General features: G+C 39.6%; 15 protein-coding genes, 4 tRNA genes and 1 rRNA gene. All 20 read left to right on the top strand.

Annotation, left to right across the window (positions count from 1 at the left end; translation table 11 throughout):
• Nucleotides 1-28: 28 nt before the first annotated feature.
• Nucleotides 29-143, top strand: a 5S ribosomal RNA gene (gene rrf / locus Q0940_RS15565).
• A 406-nt stretch (nucleotides 144-549) separates the two neighbouring features.
• Nucleotides 550-1578, top strand: a complete 1029-nt coding sequence (murB, locus tag Q0940_RS15560; protein ID WP_299270567.1) for a UDP-N-acetylmuramate dehydrogenase — start codon at nucleotides 550-552, stop codon at nucleotides 1576-1578.
• The gene (gene birA, locus Q0940_RS15555) at nucleotides 1571-2554 is read left to right on the top strand and encodes a bifunctional biotin--[acetyl-CoA-carboxylase] ligase/biotin operon repressor BirA (protein ID WP_299270564.1); all 984 of its coding nucleotides are present in this window, start codon (nucleotides 1571-1573) and stop codon (nucleotides 2552-2554) included. The genes murB and birA overlap by 8 nt, the downstream gene beginning before the upstream one ends.
• On the top strand, nucleotides 2554-3258 hold the full coding sequence (locus tag Q0940_RS15550) for a type III pantothenate kinase (protein ID WP_299270562.1): 705 nt from the start codon (nucleotides 2554-2556) through the stop codon (nucleotides 3256-3258). Before birA ends, Q0940_RS15550 begins: the two co-directional genes overlap by 1 nt.
• 148 nt (nucleotides 3259-3406) lie before the next feature.
• Nucleotides 3407-3482: transfer RNA gene (locus Q0940_RS15545), tRNA-Thr, on the top strand.
• Between the two features lie 51 nt (nucleotides 3483-3533).
• Nucleotides 3534-3618: transfer RNA gene (locus Q0940_RS15540), tRNA-Tyr, on the top strand.
• An 85-nt stretch (nucleotides 3619-3703) separates the two neighbouring features.
• A tRNA-Gly gene (locus Q0940_RS15535) sits at nucleotides 3704-3777 on the top strand.
• Between the two features lie 7 nt (nucleotides 3778-3784).
• Nucleotides 3785-3860, top strand: a tRNA-Thr gene (locus Q0940_RS15530).
• 97 nt (nucleotides 3861-3957) lie between these two features.
• Nucleotides 3958-5142 (top strand): elongation factor Tu, encoded by a 1185-nt coding sequence (tuf, locus tag Q0940_RS15525; protein WP_299270537.1) that lies wholly within the window; start codon nucleotides 3958-3960, stop codon nucleotides 5140-5142.
• A gap of 345 nt (nucleotides 5143-5487) precedes the next feature.
• Nucleotides 5488-5865: a preprotein translocase subunit SecE gene (secE, locus tag Q0940_RS15520; RefSeq protein WP_299270560.1), complete on the top strand. Its 378-nt coding sequence runs from the start codon at nucleotides 5488-5490 to the stop codon at nucleotides 5863-5865.
• Between the two features lies 1 nt (nucleotide 5866).
• The gene (gene nusG / locus Q0940_RS15515; RefSeq protein ID WP_299270558.1) at nucleotides 5867-6496 is read left to right on the top strand and encodes a transcription termination/antitermination protein NusG; all 630 of its coding nucleotides are present in this window, start codon (nucleotides 5867-5869) and stop codon (nucleotides 6494-6496) included.
• Between the two features lie 164 nt (nucleotides 6497-6660).
• Entirely contained in the window at nucleotides 6661-7089 is a 429-nt protein-coding gene (gene rplK, locus Q0940_RS15510) for a 50S ribosomal protein L11 (RefSeq protein ID WP_299270555.1), read from the top strand.
• 3 nt (nucleotides 7090-7092) lie between these two features.
• Nucleotides 7093-7794: a 50S ribosomal protein L1 gene (rplA, locus tag Q0940_RS15505; protein ID WP_299270553.1), complete on the top strand. Its 702-nt coding sequence runs from the start codon at nucleotides 7093-7095 to the stop codon at nucleotides 7792-7794.
• Nucleotides 7795-8005: 211 nt separating this feature from the next.
• Nucleotides 8006-8494 carry a 50S ribosomal protein L10 gene (rplJ, locus tag Q0940_RS15500; RefSeq protein WP_299270551.1) on the top strand — a complete coding sequence of 163 codons (489 nt, stop codon included), beginning with the start codon at nucleotides 8006-8008 and terminating at the stop codon, nucleotides 8492-8494.
• An 85-nt stretch (nucleotides 8495-8579) separates the two neighbouring features.
• A complete protein-coding gene (gene rplL / locus Q0940_RS15495) occupies nucleotides 8580-8942 on the top strand; it encodes a 50S ribosomal protein L7/L12 (protein ID WP_299270548.1) in 363 nt (120 codons plus the stop codon).
• A 213-nt stretch (nucleotides 8943-9155) separates the two neighbouring features.
• Nucleotides 9156-13184, top strand: coding sequence for a DNA-directed RNA polymerase subunit beta (gene rpoB / locus Q0940_RS15490; protein WP_299270545.1), 4029 nt, complete (start codon nucleotides 9156-9158; stop codon nucleotides 13182-13184).
• A gap of 95 nt (nucleotides 13185-13279) precedes the next feature.
• Nucleotides 13280-17440, top strand: a complete 4161-nt coding sequence (gene rpoC / locus Q0940_RS15485) for a DNA-directed RNA polymerase subunit beta' (RefSeq protein WP_299270543.1) — start codon at nucleotides 13280-13282, stop codon at nucleotides 17438-17440.
• Nucleotides 17441-17684: 244 nt separating this feature from the next.
• The gene (gene rpsL / locus Q0940_RS15480) at nucleotides 17685-18059 is read left to right on the top strand and encodes a 30S ribosomal protein S12 (RefSeq protein ID WP_105050925.1); all 375 of its coding nucleotides are present in this window, start codon (nucleotides 17685-17687) and stop codon (nucleotides 18057-18059) included.
• Between the two features lie 77 nt (nucleotides 18060-18136).
• Nucleotides 18137-18607: a 30S ribosomal protein S7 gene (gene rpsG / locus Q0940_RS15475; RefSeq protein ID WP_105050924.1), complete on the top strand. Its 471-nt coding sequence runs from the start codon at nucleotides 18137-18139 to the stop codon at nucleotides 18605-18607.
• Nucleotides 18608-18643: 36 nt separating this feature from the next.
• Nucleotides 18644-20746, top strand: a complete 2103-nt coding sequence (gene fusA, locus Q0940_RS15470; protein WP_299270539.1) for an elongation factor G — start codon at nucleotides 18644-18646, stop codon at nucleotides 20744-20746.
• The last annotated feature ends 12 nt before the right edge of the window (nucleotides 20747-20758 follow it).

The raw sequence follows: 20758 nt of genomic DNA, 5'->3' as shown, positions 1-20758 counted from the left end.
CATTGTTAAATACGCAATAACGCTTTTGTCTGGTGGCAATAGCGCTGTGGTCCCACCTGAATCCATTTCGAACTCAGAAGTGAAACGCAGTTGCGGCGATGGTAGTGTGGCAGTCGCCATGCGAGAGTAGCTCACCGCCAGACTCCTAATACTAAACGCGCTGACCATACGGTCTGCGCGTTTTTTTACGTCTGGATTTTAAACGTACTCCCTAGAGTTGCTAAATAAAGCAGATTCGAGCCACGAGCACAAGCAAAGCAACTTTATGCAGTTGCTATTCGCCGATATCAATATTATTCATCTAGCCCACATGTGGTGAGATCTGAACGTAAGACTAGATGCTTTCAAATGAACTTTGGTCTCTATCGCTCAATAAAAACCTTTTAGTCACCTTCGATGAATTATTTGTTTGTTAGTAAACTCTGTATCTATGATTTACCTTCTAACTAATCAAGTATTAGGTTTTTCCCCTGTTGGATTCAAATGTGATGAATTGTTTACTCATCTGAGATACACTTTCTTATACTTTAAAATTATAGACATTTGCCTTTGTTTTCTACTAAGTCTCTACATTCATTCCATTTATCCAGCGATGTAAAACATTTAGCTGAGATAAATTCAATTACCGATCTTGCTAATATGCAGGAACTTACTAATAACGGTGAGTTTATTGTCATTGGTGAAGGTAGTAATACTATTTTTATAGATGATTACATGGGTACGTTAATCTTAAACAAATTAGTTGGGATAGAGCTAACGGAAAATAGCGATTTTTATAATGTATCCGTTGGTTCAGGCAATAACTGGAATGAATTTGTTCTTTGGTGTTTATCCAATAATATTAATGGCTTAGAAAATTTAGCTTTGATCCCTGGAACCGTAGGAGCATGTCCTATCCAGAATATTGGGGCTTATGGCGTCGAGGTAAAAAAATTTATAGCTAGTGTTGAATATGTTGATTTAAAAACCGGAAAAGCATCAGTATTAGATAATCAATCATGCAATTTTAGTTATAGAGATAGTGTTTTTAAACATGAATTAAAAGATAACGTGTTTATAACTAAAGTAAATTTTTCATTCGCAAAGCACTGGCAACCTCAATTAGCTTACGCTCCGTTAAATAGTTTAGAAAATCCTACTGCCAGAGAAATTTATAACAAAGTCTGTGAAGTTAGAACACTAAAATTACCAGACCCTAAAATTGTTGGTAATGCTGGCAGCTTCTTCAAAAACCCAATTGTGAGTAATGAAAAAGCGACAAAACTGATTGCTGAATACACTGATATTCCTAATTATGAATACAGTCAAAATAGTAAAAAAATTGCAGCTGGTTGGCTAATTGAACATGCTGGTTTAAAAGGTTTCCGTCTTGGTAATGTTGCAGTGCACGATATGCAAGCTCTTGTTTTAACGAATAAAACAGGTAATGCAAACGGCAGTGAATTAATTGAACTTGCTAGCCACGTTATGATGAAGGTCTACGATAAGTTTGGAATAACGCTGGAGCCTGAAGTTCGATTTGTTGGTAAGCATGGAGAAGTTAAGTTTAGTGAGATAGATCAGAATGTTTATGGATAATAAACATAAAATAGTACAAGTATTATCCGACGGTGAATTTCATTCCGGTGAAGTTATTGGGCAGCAGTTAGGAATATCAAGAGCAGCCGTTTCAGAACATATAAAAAGTTTGTCCAAGATAGGTTTAGATATCTTTTCAATTACAGGGAAGGGATATCAATTAGCTGGAGGTTTATCATTACTCGATCTTAAACAAATAAAACACAATTGTTCAGTTAGTAATGAGTTAGAACTTTTTCCTGTTATTCCTTCAACCAACGAATATTTAATGGGTTTGATCAAGTCAGAGAATACTTTGGTTGATGGTCATACAGTATTAGCCGAATGCCAAACAAAAGGCAAAGGGCGTAGAGGTCGAACTTGGCAAAGTCCGTTTGGCACACATGTTTATTTATCTCAGTACCGAACGATGGATAATGGCTTATCTGCAGCTTCTGGGCTTAGTTTAGCTATTGGTATTGCAGTACTAAACACTATAAATTTATTTTCAAACAAAAAATGCCAATTAAAATGGCCAAACGATCTTCTTGTAGATGGTAAGAAAATAGCTGGAATTTTAGTTGAAGCTGAAGGACAGGCTGATGGAATTTGTCACTTAGTCATAGGAGTAGGTATTAATGTTGATATGCCTGCTGCAGTTGCGTCAGATATAGACCAACCTTGGACCGACTTGAATACGATTACCGACAGTTTAGTCGATAGAAATGAGTTTATCGCTAAACTGCTTGAACAACTAGAAGATACTTACCAAGAATATAAACTTAATAGATTGAATAACTTATTTAAACTGTGGAATAAAAATAATGCTTTCCTAAATCAAATAGTTGAGCTAACAAGTACATCAAAAGTACAAGTAGGTAAATGTTTAGGTATTGATACTAGCGGCGCTTTGTTATTAGAAGATCTGACTTCAAAAGTAACATCAAAAATATTTGGTGGTGAAGTAAGTCTTAGAAAAAAGAAAGTTGTAAGCTAATGGTTGTCTTACTTGATGCTGGCAATACCAATATGAAATTAGCCTATGTGGATGAACTTGGCGAGATTGTACAGCTAACCATTGCTAAATTTTATCAATTAATTGACAGTGTAGATAAGCTTGTTTACGGCTCTGTAAACGACTCATTAGAGCTTCAGAGTATTTTAACTGCCTGTAATGATAATAATGTTGTCTTACATAAAGTTAGCGTTAGTCCTAACTTTAATAATTTAGTTTGTGGTTATCAAATTGTTGAAAATTTAGGTGTCGATAGGTGGTTAGCATTGATAGCTGCGAGGGATACGTATTCAGAAAATATTCTTATTGTTGTTGATGCTGGAACTGCTATCACAATTGATGTTTGTATAAATGATCATCATAAAGGTGGCTGGATTGCACCTGGTCTATCGTTAATGCAAAGCAGTATTATTGATAAAGCTCCAGGTGTTTTTTCAAATAATTCAATTACCTCTGAAACATTTGGCACAGATACACCTTCGGCATTATTTCATGGCAGCTTATTTGCGTTAGTTGCGATGATAGAGAAAGCGGTTCAATTTGCTAACAAATTAGCTCCGCAGAGGAGATCATCGTTAAATATTATTTTAACAGGTGGGGATGCACAGATATTGGAGAAGCATTTATCATTAAAATGCGATGTTAATGGCGAACTTGTATTTATTGGTCTAAAGCAGTTTATTTGATATTAGTGTGGAAAATAATCATAAAAAACTAATATTTAGTATTATCTGGTTATTTCCTATGCAAACAATCAATAAATATAAAAAAAAATAGCTTTTACTATTGCCAATTTAAAATCCATACCATAGAATGCGCCCCACTTGATGCAGTGCCGGCTTAGCTCAGTTGGTAGAGCAACTGACTTGTAATCAGTAGGTCGCCAGTTCGACTCCGGCAGCCGGCACCATCAAATCTTACTTATGTAAATTTATTTACAGGGCCAAGTAAGGTACAACGTGGAGGGGTTCCCGAGTGGCCAAAGGGATCAGACTGTAAATCTGACGGCTCAGCCTTCGATGGTTCGAATCCATCTCCCTCCACCATTTATTCTTTTATTAAGATTTATCGTCTTAATAAAAAAAGGTCGGCTCGCGACCTTCTATGCTTTGATCGAGAAGTTGAATCAAAGCGGACGTCGTATAATGGTATTACTCTAGCCTTCCAAGCTAATAACGCGGGTTCGATTCCCGCCGTCCGCTCCAAACTTTTGCTGATATAGCTCAGTCGGTAGAGCGCACCCTTGGTAAGGGTGAGGTCGGCAGTTCAAATCTGCCTATCAGCACCATCCTCTTCTCAATTCTTGCATCAAAAAATCAATTTTTTATATATCACGCTTTATCATCTAAAGCGATTTGTTAACTCAACGTATAAAGGTCAATACAATGGCAAGAGAAAAGTTTGAACGTACTAAACCACATGTAAATGTTGGCACAATCGGTCACGTTGACCACGGTAAAACTACTTTAACAGCAGCAATTTCTGCAGTATTAAGTAAAACATACGGTGGCGAATCAAGAGATTTCGCACAAATCGATAACGCTCCTGAAGAGCGCGAACGTGGTATTACAATTAATACTTCTCACATCGAGTATGACACTCCATCTCGTCACTACGCACACGTAGATTGCCCAGGTCACGCGGATTATGTTAAAAACATGATCACTGGTGCTGCGCAAATGGACGGAGCTATCTTAGTAGTAGCAGCGACTGACGGCCCTATGCCTCAAACTCGTGAGCACATCCTACTTTCTCGTCAGGTTGGCGTACCTTACATCATCGTATTCATGAACAAATGTGACATGGTTGATGATGAAGAGCTAATCGAATTAGTAGAAATGGAAGTTCGTGAACTTCTTTCTGAATATGACTTCCCTGGTGATGATTTACCATTAATCCAAGGTTCTGCGCTTAAAGCGTTAGAAGGCGAAGCAGATTGGGAAGCAAAAATCATTGAACTTGCAGAAGCTCTAGATACTTATATTCCAGAGCCTAAGCGTGATATCGATAAGCCATTCATTATGCCTATCGAAGACGTATTCTCAATTTCAGGTCGTGGTACAGTAGTAACAGGTCGTGTTGAGCAAGGTATCGTTAACACTGGTGATACAGTAGAGATCATTGGTATTAAAGAAACTCAAACAACCACTTGTACAGGTGTAGAAATGTTCCGTAAGTTGCTTGACGAAGGTCGTGCAGGTGAGAACATTGGTGCATTATTACGTGGTACAAAACGTGAAGAAGTTGAACGTGGTCAAGTATTAGCGAAGCCTGGTTCAATCCAGCCTCATACTAAATTTGAATCAGAAGTTTACGTGTTATCTAAAGAAGAAGGCGGACGTCACACTCCATTCTTCAAAGGTTACCGTCCACAGTTCTACTTCCGTACAACTGACGTAACAGGTGCTGTAGAGCTTCCTGAAGGCGTAGAAATGGTAATGCCTGGTGATAACATCAAGATGGTAGTAGAGTTAATAGCTCCTATCGCGATGGACGAAGGTTTACGTTTCGCTATTCGTGAAGGCGGACGTACAGTTGGCGCTGGTGTTGTAGCATCAGTAATAGCTTAATTAAGAGTAAGTCTTAATTGAAAAAAGGTCACTTAGGTGACCTTTTTTATTGCCTGTCGTTTTTGTAATATTAACTATTGAAATTAATTTATCTTTCAACTTGTAGTTCCGACTTGAGTTAGTATAATAGCGCGCCCTCTTTTATGATTCCCTTTAGCTTTATGATTCACAAAAGTGGTGTAACTATTAGTTTAGCTGGTAGTTTAGTTAGTAGTTTAGTTAGTAGTTTTAAGTGGGGTTAGGTAAACGTAAGTTTATTGTTTTTAAACGAGAGTGTTTTTATTACAAGATTGTTCTCGTTTAAGAACAATAAATAATTTTTTTTTGTGTAGTAAGGTGTAAAAAATGAGTGCCAACATTGTACAGTCAAATAAAGGACTGGATTTAGTAAAATGGGTTATAGCAATTGCGTTGTTAGCAGGTGCTGTTGCGATAAATATTGTATTTGAGCAAGAGTCAGTATTAATACGTGCATTAGGTATTGTTGGTGCTGTTATAGTTGCAGGTTTCTTTGCTGCTACAACGTTTAAAGGTAGAACATTTTTAAACTTTGCTAAAGAGTCTAGAACTGAAGTTCGCAAGGTTGTTTGGCCTACACGCCAAGAAGCGACACAGACTACTTTCATCATCTTTATAGCAACAGCAATTATCGCTGTATTGTTATACTTTATCGATATGGGCTTAAGAGCTTTAGTTACTTTCTTAACAGGTGTAGGAATTTAAAATGTCTGATAACGAATTGAATGAAAATCCAGAATTAAATGAAGAAGAAGCTGTAGCTGAGAAAGTTGTCTACAGAACTGAAACTTCTACTGGCGAAAAATTACGCTGGTATGTTGTTCAAGCTTACTCAGGCTATGAAGCTAGAGTTCAAAAAGCATTAGCTGAACACATTAAAATCGAACAAATGGAAGATCTATTTGGCCGTGTACTTGTTCCAACTGAAGAAGTTGTAGAAATGCGTGCTGGACAAAAAAGACGTTCAGAGCGTAAATTCTTCCCTGGTTATGTTTTAGTTGAAATGGCTATGAACGAAGAAGCATGGCATTTAGTTAAAAATACACCACGTGTTTTAGGGTTCATCGGCGGAACGTCAGACAGACCAGCTCCTATTACTAATAAAGAAGTAAGTGCTATTCTTAATCGTCTTGAAGAGAATGTTGATAAGCCTAAGCCTAAAACATTATTTGAACCAGGCGAAGTTGTTCGTGTTACTGACGGTCCATTTGCAGATTTCAACGGTGTTGTTGAAGAAGTGGATTATGAGAAGAGTCGCGTAAAAGTTTCTGTTCTAATATTTGGTCGTTCAACACCTGTTGAATTAGAGTTTGGTCAAATAGAAAAAGATAAATAAAACAACAAGTAAAATTATCATTGAAATGGGTTGCTATTGTCTATATAATGCGCGACCCATTTCTTTTTGCATTTGTAAAAATGTAGAAATGGTTTAAACCGGGAAGCCGTTAAGTAAGAAACCTCGTTCTTACTAGGCTAAGACCCATTAATGAGGAAGCTAAAATGGCTAAAAAAGTAGAAGCGCTAATCAAGTTGCAAGTTGCAGCTGGTATGGCAAACCCTAGTCCACCAGTTGGTCCAGCACTTGGTCAACATGGTGTGAACATCATGGAATTCTGTAAAGCATTCAATGCCAAAACTGGCGAGATGGAAAAAGGCGCACCAGTGCCTGTTGTTATCTCTGTTTACAATGATCGTTCATTCACATTCGAAACTAAGACTCCACCTGCATCTTATTTACTTAAGAAAGCTGCTGGAATCAAGTCTGGTTCTGGTCGTCCAAACACTGAAAAAGTAGGTACAGTAACACGTGCTCAACTTGAAGACATTGTTAAGACTAAAGAACCTGATCTTACTGCGGCCGATATGGACGCAGCTGTACGCACTATTGCCGGCTCAGCTCGTGCAATGGGCTTGAATGTAGAGGGTTAATCAATGGCTAAATTAACAAAACGCGCACGTATTATTCGTGATAAAGTTGATGCAACTCGCGAGTACGGCATCGAAGAAGCTGTATCTCTACTTCAAGAATTAGCGACTGCTAAATTCAAAGAAAGCGTAGATGTTGCAATTAACTTAGGTATCGACCCTCGTAAATCTGACCAAAACGTTCGTGGTGCTACTGTACTACCAAACGGTACTGGTAAAGATGTACGTGTTGCGGTATTTACACAAGGTGCTAACGCTGAAGCGGCTAAAGCTGCTGGCGCTGACATCGTAGGCATGGAAGACCTAGCTGAGCTTGTAAAAGCTGGCGAAATGAACTTCGACGTTGTTGTTGCATCTCCTGATGCAATGCGTGTTGTTGGTCAATTAGGTCAAATCTTAGGTCCACGCGGACTTATGCCTAACCCTAAAGTTGGCACAGTAACTCCAGACGTAGCTACAGCAGTTAAAAATGCTAAAGCTGGTCAGGTTCGTTACCGTAATGATAAAGCTGGTATCGTTCACGCTTCAATTGGTAAAGCTGAATTTGATGTTGCCTCTATCAAGCAAAACTTAGAAGCATTAGTAAGTGCAATCGTTAAAGCAAAACCTGCGTCTGCAAAAGGGACTTTCATTAAGAAAATCAGCCTTTCTACGACTATGGGTGCTGGCCTTGCACTAGACCAAAGTTCTATCATTTTAGATAAGTAACTTTCGTTATTCGGGTTGAGGTGTTTTTCGAAATACCTCCATCCAAGACCGTAGGTGTTATATTAACTTGTTAACATAACTTAATTTCCTACGCAGATGGTGATGACCCCAGAAGATTACCTTCTGGCTTTCACCGGAATTGTTTAAGGGTTAAACCTTAGACTAATAAAAATGAGTTGGAGTAATCCAACTTTAACCAGGAGAAAAGCTAATGGCATTAAATCTTGATGGAAAGAAAGCAGTAGTTGCTGAAGTCCAAGAAGCAGCCAAAAGCGCTCTATCTGCTGTAGTAGTAGATGCTCGTGGTGTATCTGTAACGGCTATTACCGAACTTCGTAAAGAAGCTCGTGCTAATGGTGTTTGGATGAAGGTTGTTCGCAACACTTTAGCTAAACTTGCTGTTAAAGATACTGACTTCGAATGTCTGTCTGATGCATTTACTGGTCCTACTTTAATCGCATTTTCTAACGAGCACCCAGGTGCTGGTGCGCGTATCTTTAAAGATTTCGCAAAGAAAAACGAAAAGTTTGAACTTAAAATTGCATCATTTGAAGGCAACGTAGTAGCAGTTGACGTTTTAGCGTCACTACCTACTTACGACGAAGCTATTGCACGTATGATGAGCGTAATGAAAGAAGCTTCTGCAGGCAAGTTAGCGAAAACGCTAGCTGCAGTAAAAGAAGCAAAAGAAGCTGCATAATTATTGTTTATTCGTAAACATAAAGCAGTTTTTGGTGAAAGTATATTAGAGCGAATAATTCGCTCACTAAGTTAGGAAGATAAAAATGTCTATAACTCAAGATCAAATCTTAGACGCAGTTGCAGAAATGTCTGTAATGCAAGTTGTTGAACTAGTTGAAGCAATGGAAGAAAAATTCGGTGTAACTGCAGCTGCTGCTGTTGCTGCTGGTCCTGCTGCAGAATCTGCAGAAGAGCAAACTGAATTTGACGTAATGCTTACAGCTGCTGGTCCAAATAAAGTATCTGCTATCAAAGCAGTACGTGGCGCTACAGGTCTTGGCCTGAAAGAAGCTAAAGCAATGGTTGAAGCTGCTCCAGTTGCAGTTAAAGAAGCGGTATCTAAAGGAGAAGCTGAAGAACTTAAAGCTACTCTTGAAGAAGCAGGCGCAACTGTTGAAATCAAATAATCTAACGTTTGTTAGATTATCTGCCTAAATTTTAGGCATAGGCTGGTGATGATTATCACCGGCCTTTTTGCGCTATATCTGTATAAAACATTTATAGTGCAAAGTTTGATGATAAAACTTACTTGCTAGACAAGTGTTTATTGTCAGAGGTGGTCTGCTAAGTATGTAACTGGCAGGCATATAGGGTCAAAAATCAGCAAGCTGAGGAACCACATGGCTTACTCTTATTCTGAAAAGAAACGAATTCGTAAGGATTTTGGCAAACGTGAACACGTTTTAGACATGCCATATCTTCTACAAGTTCAGCTTGAATCGTACAATAAATTCATTCAAGCAGACGTAGATGGTAACAATGGTATAGAAGCGGCTTTCCGTTCTGTATTCCCTATTAAGAGCTATTCAGGTAGCGCCGAATTACAATTTGTCAGTTATCGCGTTGGAGAACCTGTGTTCGACGTGAAAGAATGTCAAATTAGAGGTGTTACATACGCGGCTCCATTGCGCGTAAAACTTCGTTTAGTTCTTATGGATAAAGAAGCTGCTCCTGGTACTGTTAAAGATATCAAAGAGCAAGAAGTTTATATGGGCGAAATGCCTTTAATGACGGACAACGGAACATTTGTAATAAATGGAACTGAGCGTGTAATCGTTTCTCAGTTACACCGTTCTCCAGGTGTGTTCTTTGATCATGACAAAGGTAAAACGCACTCTTCAGGTAAAGTTTTGTATAACGCTCGCGTTATTCCTTACCGTGGTTCTTGGTTAGACTTTGAGTTTGACCCAAAAGATAATTTATTTGTTCGTATAGATCGTCGTCGTAAATTACCGGCTTCAATCATGTTACGTGCATTAGAATATTCTACAGAAGAAATTCTTGGTTTATTCTACGATAATATTTCTGTTGAAATTAAAGATGAAAAATTCTTAATGGAACTTCAACCATCACGTTTACGTGGTGAAACCGCATTGTTCGATATTAAAGACGATGCTGGTGAGGTTATTGTTGAAATAGGCCGCAGAATTACTGCTCGTCATATTCGCACAATGGAAAAATCTGCTATTAAACAGATTGAAGTTCCTCATGAATATATCATTGATAAAGTTTTGTCTAAAAACTATGTTGATGAGTCAACTGGTGAAGTTGTTGCGGAAGCAAATGACCTAGTCAGTCTTGAGCTTTTAGCTAAAATGGCTGAAGCTGGACATACTTCATTTGAAATCATCTATACCAATGAGTTAGATCATGGTTCATATATATCAGATACGTTACGCGTAGATTCTTCTACTAATCGCCTTGAAGCGTTAGTTGAAATTTACCGCATGATGCGTCCTGGTGAGCCACCAACGAAAGACTCTGCGGAAGCTTTATTCGAGAACTTATTCTTCTCTCTAGAACGTTATGATTTATCAAGCGTTGGTCGAATGAAGTTTAACCGTCGTGTTGCTCGTGAAGATCTTGTCGGTGAAGGTACATTAAGTAAACAAGACATCGTTGATGTTATGAAAGTACTTATTAGTATCCGTGACGGTAAAGGTGATGTAGACGATATTGACCATTTAGGTAACCGTCGTATACGTTCTGTTGGTGAAATGGCAGAAAACCAATTCCGTGTTGGCCTAGTCCGTGTTGAACGTGCTGTTAAAGAACGTTTAAGCTTAGGTGATTTAGATAGCACAACGCCACAAGATTTAATTAACGCAAAACCTATTTCTGCGGCAATTAAAGAGTTTTTCGGTTCAAGCCAATTATCACAATTTATGGACCAAAATAACCCATTGTCAGAAGTGACGCATAAACGTCGTATTTCTGCTTTAGGTCCAGGTGGTTTGACACGTGAAAGAGCTGGTTTTGAAGTTCGAGACGTACATCCGACTCACTACGGTCGTGTTTGTCCAATCGAAACACCAGAGGGACCAAACATTGGTCTAATAAACTCTTTATCAATATTTGCTCGAGTAAACCATTACGGTTTCCTAGAAACGCCATATCGTCGTGTTGTTGACGGTGTTGTGACGGGTGAGATTGACTACTTATCAGCTATTGAAGAAGATAAGTTTGTTATCGCTCAGGCAAGTGCTGAAATGGATGCAAATAATCGTCTTACTGACGAACTTGTTCCATGTCGTTTCAAAAACGAATTTACAATTACTACTATTGATCAAGTTCAATACATGGACGTGGCACCTCAACAGGTTGTATCTGTTGCGGCAAGCTTAATTCCATTCCTTGAGCACGATGATGCTAACCGTGCCCTAATGGGTGCGAACATGCAACGTCAAGCCGTTCCAACATTAATTGCTGATAAGCCGTTAGTTGGTACTGGTGTTGAAGCAGTAGTGGCAAAAGATTCAGGTGTAACAGTTGTTGCTAAACGTGGTGGTGTAATCGACTACGCTGATGCTTCACGTATTGTTGTTAAAGTTAGCGAAAGCGAATGTGCAGCCGGCGAAGCTGGTATCGACATTTATAACTTAACTAAATACACACGCTCTAACCAAAACACATGTATTAACCAACGTACTACTGTTCGTGCAGGTGAGCCTGTTGAACGTGGTGATATTTTGGCTGACGGTCCATCTACAGATTTAGGTGAATTAGCTCTTGGTCAAAACATGCGCGTTGCGTTCATGCCTTGGAATGGTTACAACTTCGAAGATTCAATCCTTGTTTCTGAACGTGTAGTTAAAGAAGATCGTTTAACAACTATTCATATTCAAGAATTAAGCTGTGTGGCTCGTGATACTAAGTTAGGTCCTGAAGAAGTTACTTCTGATATTCCTAATGTTGGTGAATCAGCACTTGGTAAACTTGATGATTCTGGTGTTGTTTATATTGGTGCTGAAGTTAAAGGCGGCGATATATTAGTAGGTAAAGTGACACCTAAAGGTGAAACACAACTTACGCCTGAAGAAAAACTTTTACGAGCTATTTTCGGTGAAAAAGCATCTGACGTTAAAGACAGTTCTTTACGTGTACCTAACTCTGTATCAGGTACTATTATTGACGTTCAGGTGTTTACTAGAGACGGTGTTGAAAAAGACAAACGTGCACTAGACATTGAAGCTATGCAATTAGCGCAAGCTAAGAAAGATTTGAATGAAGAGTTCAGGATCTTAGAGAATAACTTACATGCACGTACTCGTGAGTTGTTAAAAGCTGGCGGTGTTGATGCTGATAAAGTAGCAACATTGGAAGGCGAAAAGTTATTCCAACAAAGCTTAAAAGACGAAACTCAACAATCAGAATTAGAGCAACTTGCTACTAGCTTTGAAGAGTTACGTACGGAATACGATAAAAAGTATGAAGTTAAGCGTCGCAAAATCACTCAAGGTGATGATTTAGCACCAGGTGTACTTAAGATTGTTAAAGTATATCTAGCTGTTAAACGTCGTATTCAACCTGGTGATAAGATGGCCGGTCGTCACGGTAACAAAGGTGTTATATCTACCATTGTTCCTGTTGAAGATATGCCACATGACGAATTTGGTACTCCTGTAGATATCGTACTTAACCCGCTGGGCGTTCCATCTCGTATGAACGTCGGTCAGATCCTAGAAACACATTTAGGTATGGCTGCACGTGGTTTAGGTGAGAAATTAGATCGCATGATCAAAGAGCAAAAAGAATTAATCGAAATTCGTGAATTCTTGAGCAAGATCTATGCATCTGGTACTTCTCGTCAAGAAGTTGATATCGCAAGTTTCACTGATGATGAAGTTCGTCGTTTAGCGCAAAACTTACGTGCTGGTGTTCCGATTGCTACACCTGTATTTGATGGTGCAGCTGAATCAGAAATCAAAGACTTATTTGAACTAGCGGACATGCCTCGCAGCGGACAATTCACATTGTTTGATGGTCGTACTGGTAATGCATTTGAGCGTAAAGTAACGGTTGGTTACATGTATATGCTTAAACTGAATCACTTAGTTGATGACAAAATGCATGCTCGTTCTACTGGTTCTTATAGCCTAGTAACTCAGCAACCACTTGGTGGTAAAGCTCAGTTTGGTGGTCAGCGTTTCGGAGAGATGGAAGTATGGGCACTAGAAGCTTATGGTGCTGCTTACACGCTTCAAGAAATGCTTACTGTTAAGTCAGATGACGTTAATGGTCGTACTAAGATGTATAAAAACATCGTAGACGGCGATCATCGTATGGAACCTGCGATACCAGAATCGTTTAACGTATTGTTAAAAGAGATTCGTTCGTTAGGTTTAAACATCGAGCTGGAAGAAGATTAATCTTAGTCGGGTAACCGATTAAGTTCTTAGAAATTGAGTGGTAGGGCGTACTAATAATAGTCGCCCTAATGTTTCACTCCGACAGGAGAACACAAGTGAAAGACTTACTTAAGTTTTTGAAACAACAAAACAAGAGCGAAGAGTTCGATTCAATTAGAATCGGCCTAGCGTCACCAGACGTTGTTCGTTCTTGGTCATTTGGTGAAGTTAAAAAGCCAGAAACAATTAACTATCGTACGTTCAAACCAGAACGTGATGGTTTATTCTGTGCTCGTATCTTCGGCCCAGTTAAAGACTATGAGTGTTTATGTGGTAAATACAAACGTCTTAAACACCGTGGTGTAATTTGTGAAAAATGTGGCGTAGAAGTAACGCTTACCAAAGTTCGTCGTGAACGTATGGGCCACATTGAATTAGCAAGCCCAGTTGCACATATTTGGTTCTTAAAATCATTACCGTCGCGTATTGGTTTAATGCTAGATATGACATTGCGTGATATTGAACGTGTTCTTTATTTTGAATCTTATGCTGTTACAGAATCTGGCATGACGACTCTTGAAAAAGGCCAAATGTTATCTGAAGAAGAATATTTAGATGCATTGGAAGAACATGGCGATGAATTTGAAGCGAAAATGGGTGCTGAAGCCGTTTTTGAACTTCTTAAAGATATCGATATCAATCAAGAATATGCTGAAATGAAAGAAGAATTACCAACGGTAACTTCTGAAACTAAGCGTAAAAAATTAACAAAACGTCTGAAATTGATGGAAGCATTTTGTAACTCAGGTAACCGTCCAGAATGGATGGTTATGACAGTTCTTCCTGTTTTACCACCAGATTTACGTCCACTAGTACCTCTAGATGGCGGTCGTTTTGCTACGTCTGATTTGAATGACTTATATCGTCGTGTAATCAACCGTAACAACCGTTTGAAACGTCTATTAGACTTAGCTGCGCCTGATATTATCGTGCGTAACGAAAAACGTATGTTACAAGAAGCGGTTGATGCATTACTAGATAATGGTCGTCGTGGTCGTGCGATTACTGGTTCTAACAAACGTCCTCTTAAATCTTTGGCTGATATGATCAAAGGTAAGCAAGGTCGTTTCCGTCAGAATCTACTAGGTAAACGTGTTGATTACTCAGGTCGTTCTGTAATCACAGTTGGTCCTACGCTTAAGCTACAACAATGTGGTCTACCTAAGAAAATGGCACTTGAATTATTCAAACCATTTATCTACGGAAAATTAGAACTACGTGGTATGGCAACGACAATCAAAGCTGCGAAGAAAATGGTAGAGCGTGAAGCGCCAGAAGTTTGGGATATCTTAGATGAAGTTATCCGTCAACATCCGGTAATGCTTAACCGTGCACCAACTCTTCATAGACTTGGTATCCAAGCGTTTGAACCTGTTCTTATCGAAGGTAAGGCAATCCAATTGCATCCATTAGTTTGTGCGGCATATAACGCCGACTTCGATGGTGACCAAATGGCTGTTCACGTTCCATTAACACTTGAAGCTCAATTAGAAGCTCGTGCGTTAATGATGTCGACAAATAATATCTTATCACCAGCTAATGGTGAACCAATCATCGTTCCTTCACAGGACGTTGTATTAGGTATTTATTATATGTCTCGTGACAGAGTAAATGCTAAAGGCGAAGGTTCAATCTTCAAAGATAAAAAAGAAGCTGAGAAAGCTTACCGTACCGGTTGTGCAGACTTACACGCACGTGTAAAAGTTCGTATGACTGAAGTTGTAATTGCAGAAGACGGTACTCGTACCAATGTCACTTCAATTAAAGATACTACGGTTGGTCGTGCTATTTTATCTATGATTGCGCCTGAAGGTTTCCCTTTCGATTTGATGAACCAAGCAATTGGTAAAAAACAAATCTCAATGTTGATCAACGAATGTTACCGTCGTCTTGGTATTAAAGACACAGTAATGTTTGCAGACCAAATCATGTATACCGGTTTCCACTACGCGATGTTAGCGGGTAACTCAATTGGTATTGATGATTTAGTTATTCCTGATGCGAAACATGAAATTATTGAAGACTCACAAGCAGAAGTTGCTGAAATACAAGACCAGTTCCAACAAGGTCTAGTAACAGCTGGTGAGAAATACAATAAAGTTATCGATATCTGGTCAACTGCTAATGAAAAAGTTTCAAAAGCGATGATGGACAACTTATCTACTGAACAAGTTGTTAATCGTGATGGTGTAACTGAAACTCAACCTTCGTTTAACAGCGTATTTATGATGGCTGACTCTGGTGCTCGTGGTAGTGCCGCTCAGATACGTCAGTTAGCTGGTATGCGTGGCTTGATGGCAAAACCAGACGGTTCAATCATCGAAACGCCAATCACAGCAAACTTCCGTGAAGGTTTGAACGTACTACAGTACTTCATCTCTACTCACGGTGCGCGTAAAGGTTTGGCGGATACCGCACTTAAAACAGCTAACTCGGGTTACTTAACTCGTCGTCTAGTAGATGTTGGCCAAGATTTGGTTATCACAGCACATGACTGTGGAACTGAAGAAGGCATAACAATGAAACCTCTTATTGAAGGCGGTGATGTTGTTGAGCCATTACGCGAACGTGTATTAGGTCGTGTTGTACTTAAAGATATTGTTATTCCAAAAACTAAAACTGTTTTAGTTGAAGCTGGAATAATGCTAGACGAAAAACTGTGTGACCTTTTAGAAGAGAACTCAGTTGATGAAGTTGAAGTTCGTTCAATCATTACTTGTGAGAATGACTTTGGTGTTTGTGCAGCTTGTTACGGACGTGACTTGGCTCGTGGTCACTTGATTAACCAAGGTGAGGCAGTAGGTGTTATTGCAGCACAATCAATTGGTGAACCAGGTACACAGCTTACGATGCGTACGTTCCATATCGGTGGTGCCGCATCTAGAGCATCTGCAGCTAACAGTGTTCAAGTTAAGAGTGACGGTACCGTTCGTCTTCATAATGCAAAACACGTTACTAATGCAGACGGCAAACTAGTTATCACTTCTCGTTCTGCTGAAGTTACTATCATTGACGACCAAGGTCGTGAAAAAGAGCGTTACAAGCTACCTTACGGTGCTGTAATGACGATTGCTGATGGTGCTGAAGTTAAAGGTAACGATACAGTTGCTAACTGGGACCCGCATTCACATCCAATTATTGTTGAACGTGCTGCTAAGATTCAGTTCTCTGACGTTGAAGAAGCGAATACAGAAGTACAAACAGATGAATTAACTGGTTTGACTCGTACGGTTGTTAAAGATTTATCTTTAGCTAACGCTAAAGAGCCTAAGTTAATTGTTGATTCTGGTGAGTCTGGTATACAGGAAATTCGTTTACCTTCATTTACTACAATTGAAGCAAAAGATGGTGCTTCTGTTGTTCCAGGTGATGTACTAGCGCGTATTCCTCAAGAAGGTTCAAAAACTCGAGACATTACAGGTGGTCTACCTCGCGTAGCCGATTTGTTTGAAGCTCGTAAACCAAAAGAACCAGCTATTCTTGCAGAGATCAGCGGTACCATTAGTTACGGTAAAGAAACTAAAGGTAAAAAACGTTTAGTTATTACTCCTGTTGAAGGCGAAGCACACGAAGAGATGATCCCTAAATGGCGTCAGCTTAACGTGTACGAAGGTGAATCAGTTTATACTGGTGAAGTTATTGCGGATGGCCCAGAGGCTCCGCATGACATCCTACGTCTACGTGGTATTACTGCATTCTCGAACTTTATAGTTAATGAAGTTCAAGAAGTATACCGCTTACAAGGTGTAAAAATTAACGACAAGCACATCGAAGCTATCTGTCGTCAAATGTTACGTAAAGCAATTATCACTGATGCAGGTCAGTCTGAGTTCCTAGTTGGAGAGCAGGTTGAAGTATCTAAAGTTAAAATTGCGAACCGTGCATTAAAAGCAGAAGGTAAAGATTTAGTTAAATTCAACCGTGATCTTTTAGGTATAACTAAAGCATCATTGTCTACTGAATCATTTATATCAGCGGCGTCTTTCCAAGAAACAACAAGAGTACTTACAGAAGCTGCTGTTGGTGGAAAACGTGATAAATTACGTGGTCTTAAAGAAAACGTAATTGTTGGTCGATTAATTCCAGCAGGTACTGGTTTTAGCTATCACTTAGATAAAGCTGCGGCAGCCAAAGCTTTTGATGAGGCAGCTGAAACAGAAACCGTGACTGCAGTTGATGCTGAACAAGCATTAGCAGATGCGTTAAACGCTGAATAATCACTCGTTAAAATAATAAAAACCCGCTTTTAGCGGGTTTTTTTATACCTAAAAATAATTTAATAATTAAATATATATTTAAATTTTGGCAACAAAGCCCTAGATATGGGCGTTTCAGCGAAATGGCCTATAGTACTGACTTGACAGGTGAAATACTGAGCATTAGAATACGCCACCCCTAATTATAGGGGAGGCGCGTTTGTGCGCCGAAATGGGTAGTAAATCAACTAATCAGGAGCTTTAAATGGCAACTATTAACCAGTTGGTACGTAAACCTCGTCAGCAAAAGACAAAACGTAATATGTCTGAAGCTTTGGACGCATGTCCTCAAAGACGTGGTGTATGTACTCGTGTTTATACAACAACACCTAAGAAGCCGAACTCTGCACTACGTAAAGTAGCTCGTGTTCGTCTAACTAATGGTAACGAAGTAACATCTTACATCGGTGGTGAAGGCCACAATCTACAAGAGCACAGTGTGATCTTGATCCGTGGTGGTCGTGTTAAAGATCTACCAGGTGTGCGTTTCCACACAGTACGTGGTGCGCTAGATTGTTCAGGTGTTAACGATCGTAAACAAGCCCGTTCTAAATACGGCGCGAAGAAACCGAAGTCTTAACGGTTCTCCGTTAGTAAGGCCAAGCAAACTTAATTTATTAGTTTTGGGATATCCCTGAAGCAACCGGAGAATTTAAAATGCCAAGAAGAAGAGTTATAGCTAAACGTAAAGTCCTTCCAGATCCTAAGTTCGGATCGGAATTACTTACTAAGTTCATCAACGTAGTAATGTTAGATGGTAAAAAAGCTGTTGCTGAAAAAATCATTTACATAGCGTTAGATGTAGCTGCCGAAAAATCAGGCAAAGAACACCTTGCTCTATTAGAAGAAGCACTAGATAACGTTCGTCCTACTGTGGAAGTAAAATCACGCCGTGTTGGTGGTTCTACTTATCAAGTACCAGTAGAAGTTCGTCCAGTGCGTCGTAATACGCTAGCCATGCGTTGGTTAATTGAAGCTGCCCGCAAGCGAGGTGAGAAGTCTATGGCGTTACGTCTAGCTAATGAGCTAGCAGATGCCGTTGAAAACAAAGGCTCAGCAGTTAAGAAACGTGAAGACGTTCATAAAATGGCTGAAGCTAACAAAGCATTTGCTCACTACCGTTGGTAGAAAACATTATATATCTGGAACAGGTAAGAGGAATTTATGGCTCGTAAGACTCCTATTGAGCGTTATCGTAACATCGGTATTGTAGCTCATGTAGACGCAGGTAAAACTACGACAACGGAGCGTGTACTTTTTTATACCGGTATTTCTCACAAAATCGGTGAAGTACACGACGGCGCCGCGACCATGGACTGGATGGAGCAAGAGCAGGAACGTGGTATTACTATCACGTCTGCCGCTACCACTTGTTTTTGGAAGGGAATGGATTCTCAGTTTGACGAACACAGAGTAAACATTATTGATACTCCTGGGCACGTTGACTTCACTATTGAAGTTGAACGTTCTCTACGAGTTCTTGATGGCGCTGTTGTGGTGTTATGTGCATCTTCGGGTGTACAACCTCAAACTGAAACAGTTTGGCGTCAAGCAGACAAATACAAAGTGCCTCGCATGGTATTTGTTAATAAAATGGATCGCACCGGTGCTGATTTTTATTCCGTAGTTGGTCAAATTAAAGACCGTCTAGGGGCTGTGCCAGTTCCTGTTCAATTACCTATAGGTTCTGAAGATAATTTCCAAGGTGTTGTTGACCTCATTAAAATGAAGGCCATCAACTGGAACGAAGCTGATCAAGGTATGAGTTTTACTTATGAAGACATTCCTTCAGAGTTAGTTGAAGAAGCAGAAGAATATCGACAAGAGTTGATTGAATCTGCTGCTGAAGCTACTGATGAATTGATGGACAAGTATCTTGAAGGTGAAGAGTTAACCGAAGACGAAATTAAATTCGGCCTACGTGAAAGAACATTAAAAAATGAGATTGTACTTTGTGCTTGTGGTTCAGCATTTAAGAACAAGGGTGTGCAAGCAGTATTAGATATGGTTGTCGAATACTTGCCAGCGCCTACTCAAGTTCCAGCTATAACTGGTATTAATGAAGACGGAACTGTTGGTGAACGTCCAGCGGACGACAAAGCACCTTTTGCTGCTTTGGCATTTAAGATAGCCACAGACCCGTTTGTTGGTACCTTGACGTTTTTCAGAGTTTATTCTGGTGTTGTACAAACTGGTGACAGTGTTTACAATCCAATTAAATTCAAAAAAGAACGTTTTGGGCGCATCGTACAGATGCACTCAAATAACCGCGAAGAAATTAAAGAAGTACGCGCGGGAGATATTGCTGCTGCAGTTGGTCTGAAACAAGTGACTACAGGTGACACATTATGTGACCCTGATCACAAGATTACGCTTGAGCGTATGGAGTTTCCAGAACCTGTAATCTCAATAGCAGTAGAACCAAGATCACAACCTGATCAAGAGAAAATGGCTGTGGCGCTAAGTAAATTAGCGGCTGAAGACCCGTCATTCAAAGTCGAAACTGACGAAGAATCGGGTCAAATCATTATCTCAGGAATGGGTGAGCTTCACTTAGACATAATTGTCGACCGTATGCGTCGGGAATTTAGTGTAGAGTGTAATGTAGGTAAGCCACAAGTGGCGTATCGTGAGTGCATAACCTCTACCGTTAAAGTTGAAGGTAAATTTGAACGTCAGTCAGTTGGCCGTGGACAATATGGTCATGTTTGGCTGAAGCTAGAACCAATAGACATTGAAAGTGATGAACCTTATATTTTCGTTGACGAAACTGTAGGGGGTACAGTACCTAAGGAATTCATTCCTGCTATTGATCAAGGTATCAAAGAGCAGATGAAGAGTGGTGTTCTTGCTGGTTATCCTGTGCTAGGTGTAAAAGCCACATTATATGATGGCTCATTTCATGATGTAGATTCTAACGAAATGGCGTTTAAAATCGCTGCTTCGATGGCATTTAGAGATGGTGCTTTGGACGCGACTCCAAAACTGTTAGAACCTATGATGAAAGTCGAGGTTATAACGCCAGAATCTTCAATGGGTGATGTTGTAGGTGATTTAAACCGCCGTCGTGGAATGATCGATGGAATGGATGAAGCACCTGCTGGCCTTAAAGCTATTAAAGCTCAAGTGCCACTAGCAGAAATGTTTGGGTACTCAACTGATTTGCGTAGTGCAACTCAGGGGCGTGCTTCATACTCTATGGAGTTTTTGAAGTACAGTGAAGCACCAAATAATGTAGCAGACAAAATTATGTCTGCGCGTAGATAATTAATTATTTTT

Source organism: uncultured Psychrosphaera sp., from assembly GCF_947500655.1.
Taxonomy (GTDB): domain Bacteria; phylum Pseudomonadota; class Gammaproteobacteria; order Enterobacterales; family Alteromonadaceae; genus Psychrosphaera.
Note: the sequence above shows the minus strand (reverse complement) of the source record. Positions and strands in the feature narration are given on the sequence as shown.